This window comes from Brevundimonas sediminis (assembly GCF_048799765.1).
Classification (GTDB): domain Bacteria; phylum Pseudomonadota; class Alphaproteobacteria; order Caulobacterales; family Caulobacteraceae; genus Brevundimonas.
Genome location: NZ_JBLYQK010000004.1, coordinates 1 through 13185 on the forward strand (window position 1 = coordinate 1; position 13185 = coordinate 13185).

A 13185-nucleotide genomic window follows, 5' to 3' on the forward strand; every position below is an offset into this window, starting at 1 on the left:
GCCCTCGCGCATCCATACTCCGCCGCCGCGCCCCAATCCGCCCCCGGACCGTCCGCCCGCGCCGCCGGTCCAGGCGCCCGAACCGGCCATCACGGTCGGCGTCGCGCCCACCGCCTCGCCGGAGCCCGGATTCGGTCAGGGCGGGGAGGGGACGGGGACCGGCAGCGGCGTGGGCGAGGGAGACGGCCCGGGCTCCGGCTCCGGCGCCCTGATCCTGCGCGGCGCGAACGGGCGGGAGATCTATGAGGACACGCCGCGGGAGCTGCGGCGTCGGGCCCGCAACGTCGACGTCACCGTGAACTGCGAGATCAGCCTGGACGAGCGGCTGACGGGCTGTCGGGTGGTGGGAGAGCGGCCGGCGGGGCAGGGGTTCGGGCCCGTGGCCGTGCGTGTGGCCGAGGGCCGCTTCCGCGTGCGTCCGCCGATGACCGCCGCCGGTCGACCGATCCCGGGGGGGCGGATCACCATCGGGGTCATCTGGCCCTGAGCGCGCGACACCTGTTGACGGAAGCTGAATCCCCTGTATAAGGCCCGCTTCCGCGAAGGGCGCGCACGCTCCTGGTCTGTTGACCGGAGCGTTTATTGCGTCCGCACACGCGTATCTGGAGAGCTTCGTGGCCCGTATCGCTGGCGTCAACATCCCGACCAACAAGCGCGTTGAAATCGCGCTTCAGTACATCCATGGCATCGGCCCCGCGGCCGCCAAGGACATCGCCGCCAAGGTGGGCATCGAGCCGGCCCGGCGCGTGAACCAGCTGACCGACGCTGAAGTCCTGTCGATCCGCGAAACGATCGATCGCGACCACACCGTCGAGGGCGACCTGCGTCGTGAGACCTCGATGAACATCAAGCGTCTGATGGACCTGGCCTGCTATCGCGGCCTGCGTCACCGCAAGGGCCTGCCGGTCCGCGGTCAGCGCACCCACACCAACGCCCGCACCCGCAAGGGTCCCGCCAAGCCGATCGCCGGCAAGAAGAAGTAAGAGCTGACACATGGCCAAGGAACCGGGTCGCGTTAAGAAGCGCGAGCGCAAGAACATCACCTCGGGCGTCGCCCACGTGAATGCGTCGTTCAACAACACGATGGTGACCATCACCGACGCGCAAGGGAACGCGATTTCCTGGTCGTCGGCCGGTCACATGGGCTTCAAGGGTTCGCGCAAGTCGACCCCGTACGCCGCCCAGATGGCTGCCGAAGACGCGGGCAAGAAGGCCGCCGAGCACGGCGTCAAGACCCTCGAGGTCAACGTGTCGGGTCCGGGTTCCGGCCGTGAGTCGGCCCTGCGCGCCCTGCAGGCCGTCGGCATGACCATCACGACCATCCGCGACGTCACCCCGATGCCGCACAACGGTTGCCGTCCGCCGAAGCGCCGCCGCGTCTAAGCGTACCGCCGCCGACACCATTCTCCGTCGCTCCCGAAACGCCTGACGAGGCGGGGAGCGGCGAAACCCGACTCGAGGGACATCCATGATCGAACGAAACTGGCAAGAGCTGATCCGTCCCGAGAAGCCGCAGATCGAGGCGAGCTCCGACCCCCAGCGCAAGGCGCGCCTGGTCGCTGAGCCCCTGGAACGCGGCTTCGGCGTGACGCTCGGCAATGCCCTGCGTCGCGTTCTCCTGTCGTCGCTGCAAGGCGCGGCGGTGACCGCGATCCAGATCGACGGCGTCGTCCACGAATTCTCGTCGCTGGAAGGCGTGCGGGAAGACGTCGTCGACATCGTGCTGAACATCAAGCAACTGGCGCTGCGCATGCACGCCGAAGGTCCGAAGCGCATGACCCTGCGCGCCACGGGCCCCGGCGCCGTCACGGCCGGCCAGATCGACGTCCCGGCGGACATCGAGGTGCTGAACCCGGATCACGTCATCTGCACCCTGGATGACGGCGCTTCGATCCGCATGGAACTGACCGTCCAGAACGGCAAGGGCTATGTGGCTTCGGAGTTCAACCGTCCGGAAGACGCCCCGATCGGCCTGATCGCCGTCGACGCCCTGTATTCGCCGGTGAAGCGCGTCGCCTATCGCGTCGAGCCGACCCGTCAGGGCCAGTCGCTGGACTACGACAAGCTGGTGCTGGAAGTCGAAACCAACGGCGCGGTCTCGCCGGTTGACGCGGTGGCCTTCGCCTCGCGCATCCTGCAGGACCAGCTGCAGATCTTCATCACCTTCGACGAGCCGAAGAAGGCTGTTGAGCAGTCGGACGGCAAGCCCGACCTGCCCTTCAACCCGGCCCTGCTGAAGAAGGTGGACGAGCTGGAGCTGTCGGTCCGTTCGGCCAACTGCCTGAAGAACGACAACATCGTCTACATCGGCGACCTGATCCAGAAGACCGAGGGCGAAATGCTTCGCACCCCGAACTTCGGCCGCAAGTCGCTGAACGAGATCAAGGAAGTTCTCGCGACGATGGGCCTCAGCCTCGGCATGGACGTGCCGAACTGGCCGCCCGAAAACATCGAAGACCTGGCCAAGAAGTTCGACGACCAGATCTAGTTTCAACCCTCCGCCCAAGGCCAGACAGGCTGCGGAGCGGTTAGAAGGAATGGCCCAAGGTCCGCACAGGTATGCGGAAACCAGGGTTGAGTAGGAGAGACCCCGATGCGCCACGGCGCCGCCTATCGCAAGCTCGGCCGTACGGTCAGCCACCGCCAGGCCATGTTCGCCAACATGGCTGCCTCGCTGATCAAGCACGAGCAGATCACGACCACCCTGCCGAAGGCGAAGGAACTGCGTCCCTTCGTCGAGAAGCTGGTCACCCTCGCCAAGAAGGGCGACCTGCACGCTCGTCGTCAGGCCATCAGCCAGGTCCGTGACGTGCCGCAGGTCGGCAAGCTGTTCGAAACGCTCGGCCCGCGCTACGCCGAACGCAACGGCGGCTACATCCGCATCATGAAGGCCGGCTTCCGCCACGGCGACAACGCCGCCATGGCCGTGATCGAGTTCGTCGACCGCGACGTCGACGCCAAGGGCCAGGACTCGGGTCCGGTCTATGAGATCGAGGGCGACGACGAAGCCTGATAGGCTTCGCTCGTTGGGGCAAAGAGGGGCGGCCGGTGCAGAACCGGTCGCCCCTTTCTCGTTTCCGGGGCGCCTCATCCCGACGGTTCGACAGGAAGACAACATGCCGACGGCCGATCCCGTCATCACCATCGTGGCCTACCGCCCGGACCACGCCGCCGCGTGGCGGTCGCTGAACGAGGACTGGCTGGTCGCGGGCGGCTATGCGCTGGAGGCCAAGGATCAGTTGGTGCTGGGCGACCCCGAGGGCGCGATCCTGAGCAAGGGCGGCCACATCTTCATCGCCGAGCGGGACGGGGCGCCCGTCGGCTGCTGCTCGCTGATGGCGATGGACGACGGTGGCTATGAGGTCGGCAAGATGGCCGTCACGGAGGGCGCGCGCGGGCTGAACCTCGGGCATCGGCTGCTCGACGCCTGTGAGGCGTCGGCGCGGGCCGCCGGGGCGCGGCGGCTGTATCTGGAGACCAACCGGGCCCAGACCCACGCCATCGCCCTGTACCGGCGGTTCGGGTTCACCGACCTGCCGCCGCACCCCAGCCCCTATGCGCGATGCGACGTCTGGATGGAGAAGCGGCTCTGACCGCTACTCCTTCGACAGGTCCTGCCGCTTGAACCAGACGAGCGCGCCCGCGAGGGGGGCGAGGGTCCAGAGGGCGAGGCTGACCCCTGCCTTCCACACGACGGCGACGGTCATGGGCGGCTCAAGCGGGCCTTCGAGCGCCGCCTTGAGCGTGTCGTAGGCGAGGCCGGGCAGCAGCAACTGAAGCGTCCAGCCGCCGGGTTCCATGCCCAGCAAGGCCGGGGCGATCTGACCGAAAAGGCTCTGGATGAAGCCCAGGGCCCAAGGGACGATCAGGGCGGCCAGCAGCGAACGGGTCATGACCGCCGCGAGCAGGGCGATCAGGCTGAACTGGACGATCCGGATGTAGGACAGCAGCCAGGTGAGGGCGATGCCCCCGAGATCCCCGAGCGGGACGTAGAAGCTCAGGCCGCGCTGGTAGACCACCGCCTGGGCCAGCATGAAGATGAAGCTGGCCAGCAGGAAGAACAGGCTGCCGATGATGGCGATGATCTTGACCGTCCCGACCTTGGCCAGGATCAGGGACACGCGGTCGTTGCGGGCGCTGATCAGTCGCCAGGTCTCCCACCGATAATCCCCGGCATAGAGGGTGGCGGCGGCGATCAGGACGGAGATCAGAACGAAGCCGTTGGCGCAGTTCGCGGCGGCGAAACCGAAGGCGTCGCCCAGGTTCACGGCCTCGCTCGGCAGGCTCAGCGGGAGATTGGCCGCCTGCGCGGCCTTGTCCCCGTTGGTCTTGGTGACCCAGTGAAACACCACGCCGCCGATCGCGAACAGGATCGGCGTGAGCAGAACCGAGATGAAAACCAGAACCCGGTTGAGGGAAAAGCGATAGCCTTCGGCTTTCAGCGCATCAACGAGCATCGTCGGCCTCCTGCACGGCGCCCGTTTCGGTGAAGAAGATGCTCTCGAGGTCGGCGCCGACCCATTTGGCTTCGTGAATGTCGACGCCCTGTCCGACCAGGGTGCGGATCAGGGCGGGGCCGTCCTCGCGGCGGATTTCGGCCAGCACGGCCTCGCCGTCGCGGGTCGCCTTGACGCTGAGCGCGCCCAGCACCTTCTCGACCGGCGTGCCGATCAGGCGCAGGCGTTCGCCACCGGCGGCCGTCAGCTCGGACACGGCGCCTTCCAGCACCAGCTTGCCCTTGTTCATGATGGCCACGCGGTCGCAGATGCGCTGGACCTCGCTGAGTTGGTGGCTGGCCAGGATGACGGTCACGCCGTCGTCGGCGGCCAGCGAGCGGATCAGGCCGCGCATCTCCTGAATGCCGGGCGGGTCCATGCCGCTGGTCGGTTCATCGAGGATGACCAGGTCGGGGCGGCTCATCAGGGAGGCGGCGATGCCGAGGCGCTGCATCATGCCGACCGAGAAGCCGCGCACCTTGCGGTCCGCCGCCCGGGTCAGGCCGACGCGCTCCAGCCAGTAGGGAATGTCGGCCTCGCCGGCGATCCCGTGCTCCAGGGCCAGCCAGCGCAGGACCATGCGGGCGGTCATATAGGGCGGGAACCGGGGCGTCTCGATCATCGAGCCCATGCGGCGCATGGCGGCCGTGTCGGCGCCGCCCATGACAGTGGCCGTGCCCTCCGTCGGCCGGATCAGGCCCAGCAGGATGCGGAACAGGGTCGACTTGCCGGCGCCGTTCGGTCCGAGGACGCCGTAGACGCCGCCCTTGGGAATGACGAGGTCCAGCCCGTCGAGCGCGCGGACGTCGCCATAGGTCTTGGTCAGGCCACGGGTTTCGATAACAGCGGTCATAAGGCACAGGTTGAGCGTGTGTCGCGTCCGCTGGCAAGGCGCTTCGCATTAAGCTTTTGCAACCGGGACCAGTGATCGTCGTGCATCTGTCGCGCGGACCGGCTAGGCGGGGCCCTCCCAGTCTGGAGTTCGCCATGTTTGTTCGCGCCCTGTTGCTGACCGCCGCCGCCGTCTCGTCGTTGCTCCTGGCCCGGCCGGCGGACGCCCGGGAGGCGCCGGCGATGCGCGACCGGCCGGTCATCCTGATCGGCGTTGACGGCTTCAGGGCGGAGTATCTGCAGCGCGGGATCACTCCGACCCTGTCGCGACTGGCGGCCGAGGGGGTGCAGGCCGAGGGCGGGATGCGTCCGTCCTGGCCCAGCGTGACCTTCCCGAACTTCTACACCCTGGTGACGGGACTGCACCCGGACCACCACGGGCTGGTCTACAACACCATGACCGACCCCCGGCTGCCCGGTCGGCGGTTCTCCCTGGGCAACCGCGCCGAGGTGATGGACCGGGTCTGGTACGATGACGGTGAGCCGGTCTGGGTGACCGCCCACAACGCCGGCTTCCGCACCGCCGCCATGTTCTGGCCGGGCTCGGAGGCGCCGGTGCGCGGCGTGCGGCCGGACTACTGGGTCCCCTACGAAAAGGGGGTGCCGTCCCTGTCGCGGGTCAACATCCTGCTGGGCTGGATGAGCCTGCCGCCGGAGGAGCGCCCGGCCATCGCCACCCTCTATTTCGACATCGTCGACACCGCGGGTCACCATGACGGCCCCGACGCCCCCGAAACGATGGCGGCGGTCGCCGAGGTGGACATGGCGGTCAAGGCGCTGGTCGAGGGGCTGGAGCGGCTGCACCTCGACGCGGATCTGGTCATCGTGGCCGACCACGGCATGGCCGCCCTGTCCGGGGAGCGCGTGGCCTTCCTGGACGATCTGGTGGACCCGACCGCGATCACGGTGACCGCCGCCGGGGCCGTGGTCAGCCTGGATCCCGTTCCGGGGCGCGAGGCCGAGGTCGAGGCGGCCCTGCTGGGGGTGAAGCCGCACATGGAATGCTGGCGCAAGGGCGAGATCCCGGCGCGTCTGGCCTACGGGACCCATGCCCGCGTTCCGGCCATCGTCTGTCTGGTCGAGACGGGCTGGACGGTCGGGACCCGCGATCGCACCGATCCCGCGCGGGTCATGGGCGGGGCGCACGGCTTCGACAACCAGGCGCCGGAAATGCGGGCCCTGTTCATCGCCCACGGCCCGGCCTTCGGGTCCGGCGTGCGGCTGACGGAGATGGACAGCGTCGACGTCGAGCCCCTGCTGGTGCGCCTGCTGGGCATCGAGGGCCCGGCTGTCGACGGCCGCGCCGAGGACACCCTGCCGGCGATGGCGCGCTGATCGGCGCCGGGCTAGAAGGCGCGACCGCCCGAGAGCCCGCCGATGAACGCCCTGAATGACCTGAAAGTCCGCCGTGCGGCCGTCGCCTTCATTCTGGTGACGGCGGTGCTGGATATCATCGCCATGGGGATCATCATCCCCGTGCTGCCGCACCTGATCGAGCAGTTCGTCGGGTCGAACGCCCGGGCGGGCTGGATCAACGGCGTGTTCGTGGCCCTGTGGGCGGGGATGCAGTTCCTCTGCTCGCCCATCATCGGCTCCCTGTCCGACAAGTACGGCCGCCGTCCGGTCATCCTGATCAGCTGCGCCGGACTGGCGCTCGACTATGTGCTGATGGCGGTGGCGCCGAACCTGTGGTGGCTGGCGGCGGGGCGGATCATCGCCGGGATCACCTCGTCCAGCTTCACCACCGTCTTCGCCTATATGGCCGACATCACCGCGCCGGAGAAACGGGCCAGGGCCTACGGGCTGATCGGCGCCGCCTTCTCGGGCGGGTTCGTGCTGGGGCCGGTGGTGGGCGGATTTCTGGGGGAGCTGGGGCCGCGGGTTCCCTTCTGGTTCGCCGCCGTCCTGTCGGGGGTGGCCTTCCTGTACGGCCTGTTCGTGCTGCCGGAGAGCCTGCCGGTCGAGAAGCGCATGGCCTTCAGCTGGCGGCGGGCCAATCCGGTCGGCGCCCTGATCCTGCTGAAGCGGCACGCGGAGCTGACCGGCCTGGCGATCGTGAACTTCCTTCTCTACTTCGCGCACCACGTCTTTTCGGCGGTGTTCGTCCTGTATGCGGCGCTCCGCTACGGCTGGGGGCCGGTGCAGGTAGGCCTGCTGCTGGCGCTGGTCGGGGTGCTGGACATGATCGTGCAGGGACTGATGGTCGGGCCGGTCTCGAAGCGGCTGGGCGAGCGCAGGACGCTGGTGCTCGGCCTGTTCGGCGGTGCGCTCGGCATCAGTCTGATGGGCTGGGCGCCGACCGGCTGGGCCTTTATCGCCGCCATGCTGCCGAACGCCCTGTGGGGCCTCGCCATGCCGACGCTTCAGGCCCTGATGACCCGACGGGTCGGCGACGACGAACAGGGGCAGCTGCAGGGGGCGAACAACAGCGTGGGCTCGATCGCGGGCGTGCTGTCGCCGCTGTTCTTCGGCTGGCTGTACACCCATTCGACCGGAGGGCATTTCCAGGGACTGGCCCGCTGGATCGAGGGCTGGGCGGGGCAGGGGCCGGCGTCCCGTCTGATGGTCGGCGGCCTGTATGACCCGGGTCTGGCCTTCTATGTGGCGGGCGGCGTCCTGTTGCTGGCCGCGGTCATCGGCTGGGTCGTCGGACGGCGGGCGGATCGCGACGAGGTCGCGGCGGGGTAGCCTTGCCGCCTTGATCCGGCCCGAAAGACGGGGCCGTATGGGAACGTCTCTCCAGCCTTTGCCTTACGGATGATGATGAAGACCGGCTCTCTCGCGATCGCGCTCGCCCTTACCCTCGCCGCCTGCGGACAGGCTGACAGTTCCAAAGCCCAGGACGGCGTTTTCTCCGACAACCGGGTCGTGCCCGGCGACTCCATGGCGATGAAGTCAAGCTTCGCGCCCGTGGTGCGCACCGCGGCGCCGGCTGTGGTGAACATTTCGGCGGTGGGGGTCCAGCAGGTCCGCGATCCCTTCTGGGGCATCCCCGGCCAGCGCCAGACCGGCTCGGTCGGCTCGGGCGTGATCGTGCGAGACAACGGGGTGGTGGTGACCAACTATCACGTCGTCAACGGCATGAGCTCGATCAGGGTGACCCTGAACGACCGGCGCGAGTTCAACGCCCGGCTGGTGCTGGGCGATGAGCGGTCGGACCTGGCGGTGTTGCAACTGGACGGGGTCACCGAGCGCCTGCCGGTCCTGAACATCGACGACCGCGAGGAGCAGCAGATCGGCGATCTGGTGCTGGCCATCGGCAATCCGTTCGGCGTCGGCCAGACGGTCACCAACGGCATCATTTCGGCCCTGAACCGGACCGAGACCAACATCTCCGACAGCGGGTCCTTCATCCAGACCGATGCGGCCATCAATCCGGGCAACTCGGGCGGGGCGCTGGTCGATATGGACGGCGACCTGATCGGCATCAACTCGGCCATCTTCTCGCGCTCGGGCACCTCGTCCGGGGTCGGCTTCGCCATTCCGGCGGCCATGGTGAAGCGGGTGGTGGACAACGCCGTCGGCGGCGCCACCGCCGTCGTCCGGCCCTGGCTGGGCGTGAAGGGCGAGACCATCAGCGCGGACATCGCGCGCAGCCTTGGGCTGGAACGGCCGCAGGGCGTGGTGGTGACCCAGGTCTGGAACAACGGTCCGGGCGATCGCGCGGGCATCCGCGAGGGCGACCTGATCACCGCCATCGACGGGGCCGAGATCAACGACCAGGGCGGGCTGAACTTCCGCGTCGGCCTGCATGACCCGAACGAGTCGGTCGAGGTGACCCTGTTGCGGGACGGGCGTCGTCAGACGGTGAACGCCCGGATCAGCCAGCTTCCCGGCGACCCGGACACGGACAAGGCGACCACCATCCAGACCGGAGCCCTGTCCGGCGCCCAGGTTCTGGCCCTGAACCCGGCTCTGGCGGATGCACTGGGCGGCGATCCCTTCTCGACCGGCGTCATTATCGGCGCGGTCCAGCGCGGCAGCTACGCCAACCGCGTGGGCTTCCAGGGCGGGGACGTGGTCGTCGCGGTCAACGGCCGCCCGATCACCTCGGTCGGGCAACTGACGAACGTCGGGCGCGGGGCCGAGGTCAGCATCAATCGTCGCGGCCGGACGATCACCGGGACGATGCGCTGATCGACTATTTCCGGATCGGCGATCCGATCGACCAGGTGTGGCCGAACGGGTCCTTGAGCTGGCCGTAGCGGTCGCCCCAGAACTGGTCCTCCAGCGGGAACAGGGGCACGCCGCCGGCCAGAATGGCGCGGTTCCACCATTCGTCGGCGTCGTCGACCTGCAGGTGCAGGATGACGCCGACGGGGGTGATGTCCTGCTGGCCGTTGAACTCCGGAAACTCGTCAGCCAGCATCACGCTGGCGCCGTTGATCAGCAGATGGGCGTGCATCAACCGCTCGCCGTCCTCGGCGGGCATGCGGCGCAGCTCCTCGGCCCCGAAGGCGCGCTGGTAGAATTCGATGGCCGCCTGACCGCCGCGCGAGGGGATGGTCAGGTGGGGCGTGACGCCGGTGCTGGGGCCCTGCGGCTTGGTGTCGTCGGCCATGTCATTCTCCTCGGGTCCTGCACACAGTAACGCGTGAAATGCGCGCCGGTAACGCCTATCTCTGACCGTTCATGACCGACCTGTTCGAAGCCTCCGGCATCCATCCCCCCGACGCTCCGCTGGCCGACCGCCTGCGGCCGCAGACGCTTGAGGATGTGGTCGGGCAGGATCATCTGCTGGGCGAGGGCGGGCCGATCCGGCGCATGATCGAGGCGGGCCGTCTGGGCTCCATGATCCTGTGGGGGCCGCCCGGCACCGGCAAGACCACCATCGCCCGCCTGCTGGCGAAGGCCGCGGGCTATCAGTTCCAGCAGATCAGCGCCGTCTTCTCGGGCGTCGCCGATCTGAAGAAGGCGTTCGAGGCCGCGCGCATGCGTCGCGCCGCGGGGCAGTCGACCCTGCTTTTCGTCGACGAAATCCACCGCTTCAACCGCGCCCAGCAGGACGGCTTCCTGCCCTTCGTGGAGGAGGGGATCGTCACCCTGGTCGGGGCCACGACCGAGAACCCGTCGTTCGAGTTGAACGGGGCGCTGCTGTCGCGCTCTCAGGTCTATGTGCTGAAGCGGCTGGACGATGCGGCGCTGGATCAACTGTTGATCCGGGCCGAGGCTATGGAGGGCAAAGCCCTGCCCCTGACGCCGGAAGCGCGCCACGCCCTGCTGGCCCTGGCCGACGGAGACGGCCGCTACCTGCTGACCATGTCCGAGGTGCTGTTCGATCTGCAGGGCGTCGAGCCGCTGGACGTGCAGGCCCTGGCCGGAATCCTTCAGAAGCGCGCGCCCGCTTACGACAAGAGTCGAGAAGAGCACTACAACCTCATATCTGCGCTGCATAAATCCGTCCGAGGATCGGACCCTGACGCGGCCCTCTACTGGCTGGCGCGGATGCTGAACGGGGGCGAGGATCCGCTGTATCTGGCCCGCCGGATCGTGCGGATGGCGGTCGAGGACATCGGCGAGGCGGACCCGCTCTCCATCCTCGTCGCCAATGCCGCCAAGGACACCTACGACTTCCTGGGCAGTCCCGAGGGCGAACTGGCGCTGGCGCAGGCCGTGGTCCATCTGGCCACCGCGCCCAAGTCGGTCGGGGTGTACGAAGCCTACAAGGCGGCCAGGCGCGCGGCGGCCGAAACCGGCTCCCTGATGCCGCCCGCCCACATTCGCAACGCCCCCACCAAGCTGATGAAACAGCTCGGCTACGGCGAGGGCTACCAGTACGACCCCGACACCGAGGACGGCTTCTCCGGCGCCAACTTCTTCCCCGAGGGGATGGAGCGCCGGACCTTCTACAAGCCCAAGGGCGAGGGCCACGAAGCCAAGGTCAAGGAGCGGCTGGAGCGCTGGGCCGAGATGCGGGCGCGGAAGTCGGGGGGCTGACCCTCTCCCGATGGGAGAGAGGACGGTTTCCCACCGTTGCCGTAACGCCGGTTCCGGAGCATGGTCGGCCCGTCACATGACCTTGGGAGGGGACCATGAACGATACCAATACGATGACCGTGAAGACGCCCTGGCACCTGTGGGTGGTGGGGGTGCTGTCGCTGCTGTGGAACGGCTTCGGCGGCTTTGACTTCATCCAGACCACCACGCGGGGCGAGGCCTACATGCGCGAGGCGGGTTTCGATCAGGCGATGATCGACTACTACCTCGCGATGCCGAACTGGATGTACGTGCCCTGGGTCCTGGGCGTCTGGGGGGCGGTGATCGGCTCGATCCTGCTGCTGGTCCGGCGCAAATGGGCGGTGCACGCCTTCGGTCTGTCGTTCCTTGGGGCGCTGGTCAGCCTGATCTACGGCAAGCTGATTGATCCCCCGCCGCCGGCGGCGGCCGGGATGGAGATGATGGTGTGGATGCCGTTCGTCATTCTGGCGATCGCCGCCTTCCTGCTCTGGTACGCCTGGACGATGGCGAAGAAGGGCGTGCTGCGCTGAGGGCTTGGGTCGGGTGCGGATCGTGCTAAGCGGTCGCGCATGCAGATCGTCGCCCCACGCCGCACCCTGACCCTCGCCGCCGCCTGCCTGATCGGGGCGGGCGTGCTGATCCAGTGGCTGCTGGGCTATCGCCTCAATGCGGGCTCGGCGCCGATGGTCGAGATCGTGGCGCTGGTCCTGTACGGCGCGGCCATTGTGCTGATGACCGTGCCGCAGGGGCGCGGACGGCCGCTGATGGCCGCCGGCCTGGGCTTCATCCTGATGTGCTGGGCCGTGCACCTGAACGCCCGTCTGTCGGTCTTCCTCGAGACCGAGGCCGGGGGACAGGTCATCGCCGCCCACCGCATCCTGCTGGCGACCCTGTTCGCGGCGCCGCTGTGCGGGCTCATCGTCGGGGTGATCGCGGGGGTGCTGGTGCGCGGGGACCGCATCCGCTTCACGCCCAAGGGCGCTGCGTGAGCCCCCCCTCTTCCGGAAAACGGGCGCCCATCGAGCTGACCCCCGAGGAGATCGCCGCCGTCCGGTCATGGGTGATCCACGAGGACGCGTCGGTCATCGCCTTCAACAAGCCGTCGGGCCTGTCCAGCCAGGGCGGGCGGATCAAGGCGCATACGCTGGACGACCTGCTGTGGGCCTTCATGCGCTCGAACGGCAAGCGGCCCGAGCTGGTGCACCGGCTGGACCGCGACACCTCGGGCGTCATCCTCGCCGCGAAGACCAAGCCCGCCGCCGGCTTCCTGGGCAAGGCGCTGCAGGCGCGCAAATTCCGCAAGACCTATCAGGCCCTGATCGCCTCGGCGCCCGAGCCGCGCGCCGGGACCATCGACACGCCCTTGCTGCGTCAGGAGGTCGGCCGCGAAAGCTACATGCGCGCCGTGACCGCGGACACGCCCGGCGCGCAGGATTCCGAAAGCCGCTACCGCACCCTGTCGGAGTCGGAGGACGGAGCCCTGGTCGAGCTGGAGCCGAAGACCGGGCGCATGCACCAGCTGCGCGTTCACATGGCCTCGATCGGCCGTCCCCTGATCGGCGACGTCCGCTACGGCGGCGCCCTGACCTTCGCCGGCCGCGCGGCCCCGCGCCTGATGCTGCACGCTTCGAAGCTGAGCTTCCCGCACCCCGACGGCGGCGTGACGGTGGTCGAGGCGCCGCTGCCGGAGGATTTCGAGGCGCTGAAGGCGGCGGCGGGGTTGTGAGGAGGGATTAGGGATTGGGGACTAGGGATTAGGCTCAATCCAGTCTGTGGCTAGGACCGGAGATACAAGCTCGGCTACCTCCTAATCCCTAATCCCTAATCCCTAGCCCCTAGT

At 68.4% G+C, this 13185-nt stretch carries 15 protein-coding genes and 1 pseudogene; 13 read left to right on the forward strand and 3 right to left on the reverse strand.

What is annotated here, in order from left to right:
- The 6 genes and pseudogenes from ACLQ7T_RS03535 to ACLQ7T_RS03560 form a co-directional block, all read left to right on the forward strand.
- Nucleotides 1-487: pseudogene (locus ACLQ7T_RS03535) on the forward strand (energy transducer TonB); the annotation flags it as partial.
- 127 nt (nt 488-614) lie between these two features.
- Nucleotides 615-983, forward strand: a complete 369-nt coding sequence (gene rpsM / locus ACLQ7T_RS03540; protein ID WP_141626274.1) for a 30S ribosomal protein S13 — start codon at nt 615-617, stop codon at nt 981-983.
- Between the two features lie 10 nt (nt 984-993).
- The gene (gene rpsK, locus ACLQ7T_RS03545; protein WP_141626275.1) at nt 994-1383 is read left to right on the forward strand and encodes a 30S ribosomal protein S11; all 390 of its coding nucleotides are present in this window, start codon (nt 994-996) and stop codon (nt 1381-1383) included.
- A gap of 85 nt (nt 1384-1468) precedes the next feature.
- On the forward strand, nt 1469-2488 hold the full coding sequence (locus tag ACLQ7T_RS03550; protein WP_420471767.1) for a DNA-directed RNA polymerase subunit alpha: 1020 nt from the start codon (nt 1469-1471) through the stop codon (nt 2486-2488).
- Between the two features lie 105 nt (nt 2489-2593).
- On the forward strand, nt 2594-3013 hold the full coding sequence (gene rplQ, locus ACLQ7T_RS03555; protein WP_420471766.1) for a 50S ribosomal protein L17: 420 nt from the start codon (nt 2594-2596) through the stop codon (nt 3011-3013).
- Between the two features lie 103 nt (nt 3014-3116).
- Nucleotides 3117-3593, forward strand: a complete 477-nt coding sequence (locus tag ACLQ7T_RS03560) for a GNAT family N-acetyltransferase (protein ID WP_420478168.1) — start codon at nt 3117-3119, stop codon at nt 3591-3593.
- A 3-nt stretch (nt 3594-3596) separates the two neighbouring features.
- Here the strand turns inward: ACLQ7T_RS03560 and ACLQ7T_RS03565 are convergent, their stop codons facing one another.
- A complete protein-coding gene (locus ACLQ7T_RS03565; protein WP_420478169.1) occupies nt 3597-4457 on the reverse strand; it encodes a hypothetical protein in 861 nt (286 codons plus the stop codon).
- The gene (locus ACLQ7T_RS03570; RefSeq protein ID WP_420478170.1) at nt 4447-5349 is read right to left on the reverse strand and encodes an ABC transporter ATP-binding protein; all 903 of its coding nucleotides are present in this window, start codon (nt 5347-5349) and stop codon (nt 4447-4449) included. The genes ACLQ7T_RS03565 and ACLQ7T_RS03570 overlap by 11 nt, the downstream gene beginning before the upstream one ends.
- A 134-nt stretch (nt 5350-5483) precedes the next feature.
- Between ACLQ7T_RS03570 and ACLQ7T_RS03575 the strand changes: the two genes are divergently transcribed.
- From ACLQ7T_RS03575 to ACLQ7T_RS03585, 3 genes are all read left to right on the forward strand, one after another.
- Nucleotides 5484-6722 (forward strand): alkaline phosphatase family protein, encoded by a 1239-nt coding sequence (locus ACLQ7T_RS03575; RefSeq protein WP_420478171.1) that lies wholly within the window; start codon nt 5484-5486, stop codon nt 6720-6722.
- A 42-nt stretch (nt 6723-6764) separates the two neighbouring features.
- The gene (locus ACLQ7T_RS03580; RefSeq protein WP_420478172.1) at nt 6765-8075 is read left to right on the forward strand and encodes a TCR/Tet family MFS transporter; all 1311 of its coding nucleotides are present in this window, start codon (nt 6765-6767) and stop codon (nt 8073-8075) included.
- Between the two features lie 75 nt (nt 8076-8150).
- Nucleotides 8151-9524 (forward strand): trypsin-like peptidase domain-containing protein, encoded by a 1374-nt coding sequence (locus tag ACLQ7T_RS03585; RefSeq protein WP_420478338.1) that lies wholly within the window; start codon nt 8151-8153, stop codon nt 9522-9524.
- A 4-nt stretch (nt 9525-9528) separates the two neighbouring features.
- Here ACLQ7T_RS03585 and ACLQ7T_RS03590 read toward each other — a convergent pair whose 3' ends face one another.
- On the reverse strand, nt 9529-9948 hold the full coding sequence (locus ACLQ7T_RS03590) for a VOC family protein (RefSeq protein ID WP_420478173.1): 420 nt from the start codon (nt 9946-9948) through the stop codon (nt 9529-9531).
- Nucleotides 9949-10019: 71 nt separating this feature from the next.
- On the opposite strand from ACLQ7T_RS03590, the gene ACLQ7T_RS03595 reads away from it, so the two are divergent.
- From ACLQ7T_RS03595 to ACLQ7T_RS03610, 4 genes are all read left to right on the forward strand, one after another.
- On the forward strand, nt 10020-11324 hold the full coding sequence (locus tag ACLQ7T_RS03595) for a replication-associated recombination protein A (protein ID WP_420478174.1): 1305 nt from the start codon (nt 10020-10022) through the stop codon (nt 11322-11324).
- Between the two features lie 95 nt (nt 11325-11419).
- A complete protein-coding gene (locus ACLQ7T_RS03600) occupies nt 11420-11875 on the forward strand; it encodes a hypothetical protein (RefSeq protein ID WP_420471758.1) in 456 nt (151 codons plus the stop codon).
- Between the two features lie 39 nt (nt 11876-11914).
- On the forward strand, nt 11915-12334 hold the full coding sequence (locus ACLQ7T_RS03605) for a hypothetical protein (protein WP_420478175.1): 420 nt from the start codon (nt 11915-11917) through the stop codon (nt 12332-12334).
- Nucleotides 12331-13071, forward strand: coding sequence for an RluA family pseudouridine synthase (locus ACLQ7T_RS03610; protein WP_420478176.1), 741 nt, complete (start codon nt 12331-12333; stop codon nt 13069-13071). The genes ACLQ7T_RS03605 and ACLQ7T_RS03610 overlap by 4 nt, the downstream gene beginning before the upstream one ends.
- Nucleotides 13072-13185 lie beyond the last annotated feature (114 nt).

Bases quoted from the DNA above. Each gene is read 5' to 3' on its own strand.
- ACLQ7T_RS03560 (WP_420478168.1), top strand. From the start codon at position 3,117: ATGCCGACGGCCGATCCCGTCATCACCATCGTGGCCTACCGCCCGGAC.
- rpsK (WP_141626275.1), top strand. From the start codon at position 994: ATGGCCAAGGAACCGGGTCGCGTTAAGAAGCGCGAGCGCAAGAACATC.
- ACLQ7T_RS03595 (WP_420478174.1), top strand. From the start codon at position 10,020: ATGACCGACCTGTTCGAAGCCTCCGGCATCCATCCCCCCGACGCTCCG.
- rplQ (WP_420471766.1), top strand. From the start codon at position 2,594: ATGCGCCACGGCGCCGCCTATCGCAAGCTCGGCCGTACGGTCAGCCAC.
- ACLQ7T_RS03575 (WP_420478171.1), top strand. From the start codon at position 5,484: ATGTTTGTTCGCGCCCTGTTGCTGACCGCCGCCGCCGTCTCGTCGTTG.
- ACLQ7T_RS03565 (WP_420478169.1), bottom strand. From the start codon at position 4,457: ATGCTCGTTGATGCGCTGAAAGCCGAAGGCTATCGCTTTTCCCTCAAC.
- ACLQ7T_RS03600 (WP_420471758.1), top strand. From the start codon at position 11,420: ATGAACGATACCAATACGATGACCGTGAAGACGCCCTGGCACCTGTGG.
- ACLQ7T_RS03585 (WP_420478338.1), top strand. From the start codon at position 8,151: ATGAAGACCGGCTCTCTCGCGATCGCGCTCGCCCTTACCCTCGCCGCC.
- ACLQ7T_RS03580 (WP_420478172.1), top strand. From the start codon at position 6,765: ATGAACGCCCTGAATGACCTGAAAGTCCGCCGTGCGGCCGTCGCCTTC.
- ACLQ7T_RS03590 (WP_420478173.1), bottom strand. From the start codon at position 9,948: ATGGCCGACGACACCAAGCCGCAGGGCCCCAGCACCGGCGTCACGCCC.
- ACLQ7T_RS03605 (WP_420478175.1), top strand. From the start codon at position 11,915: ATGCAGATCGTCGCCCCACGCCGCACCCTGACCCTCGCCGCCGCCTGC.
- ACLQ7T_RS03570 (WP_420478170.1), bottom strand. From the start codon at position 5,349: ATGACCGCTGTTATCGAAACCCGTGGCCTGACCAAGACCTATGGCGAC.
- ACLQ7T_RS03550 (WP_420471767.1), top strand. From the start codon at position 1,469: ATGATCGAACGAAACTGGCAAGAGCTGATCCGTCCCGAGAAGCCGCAG.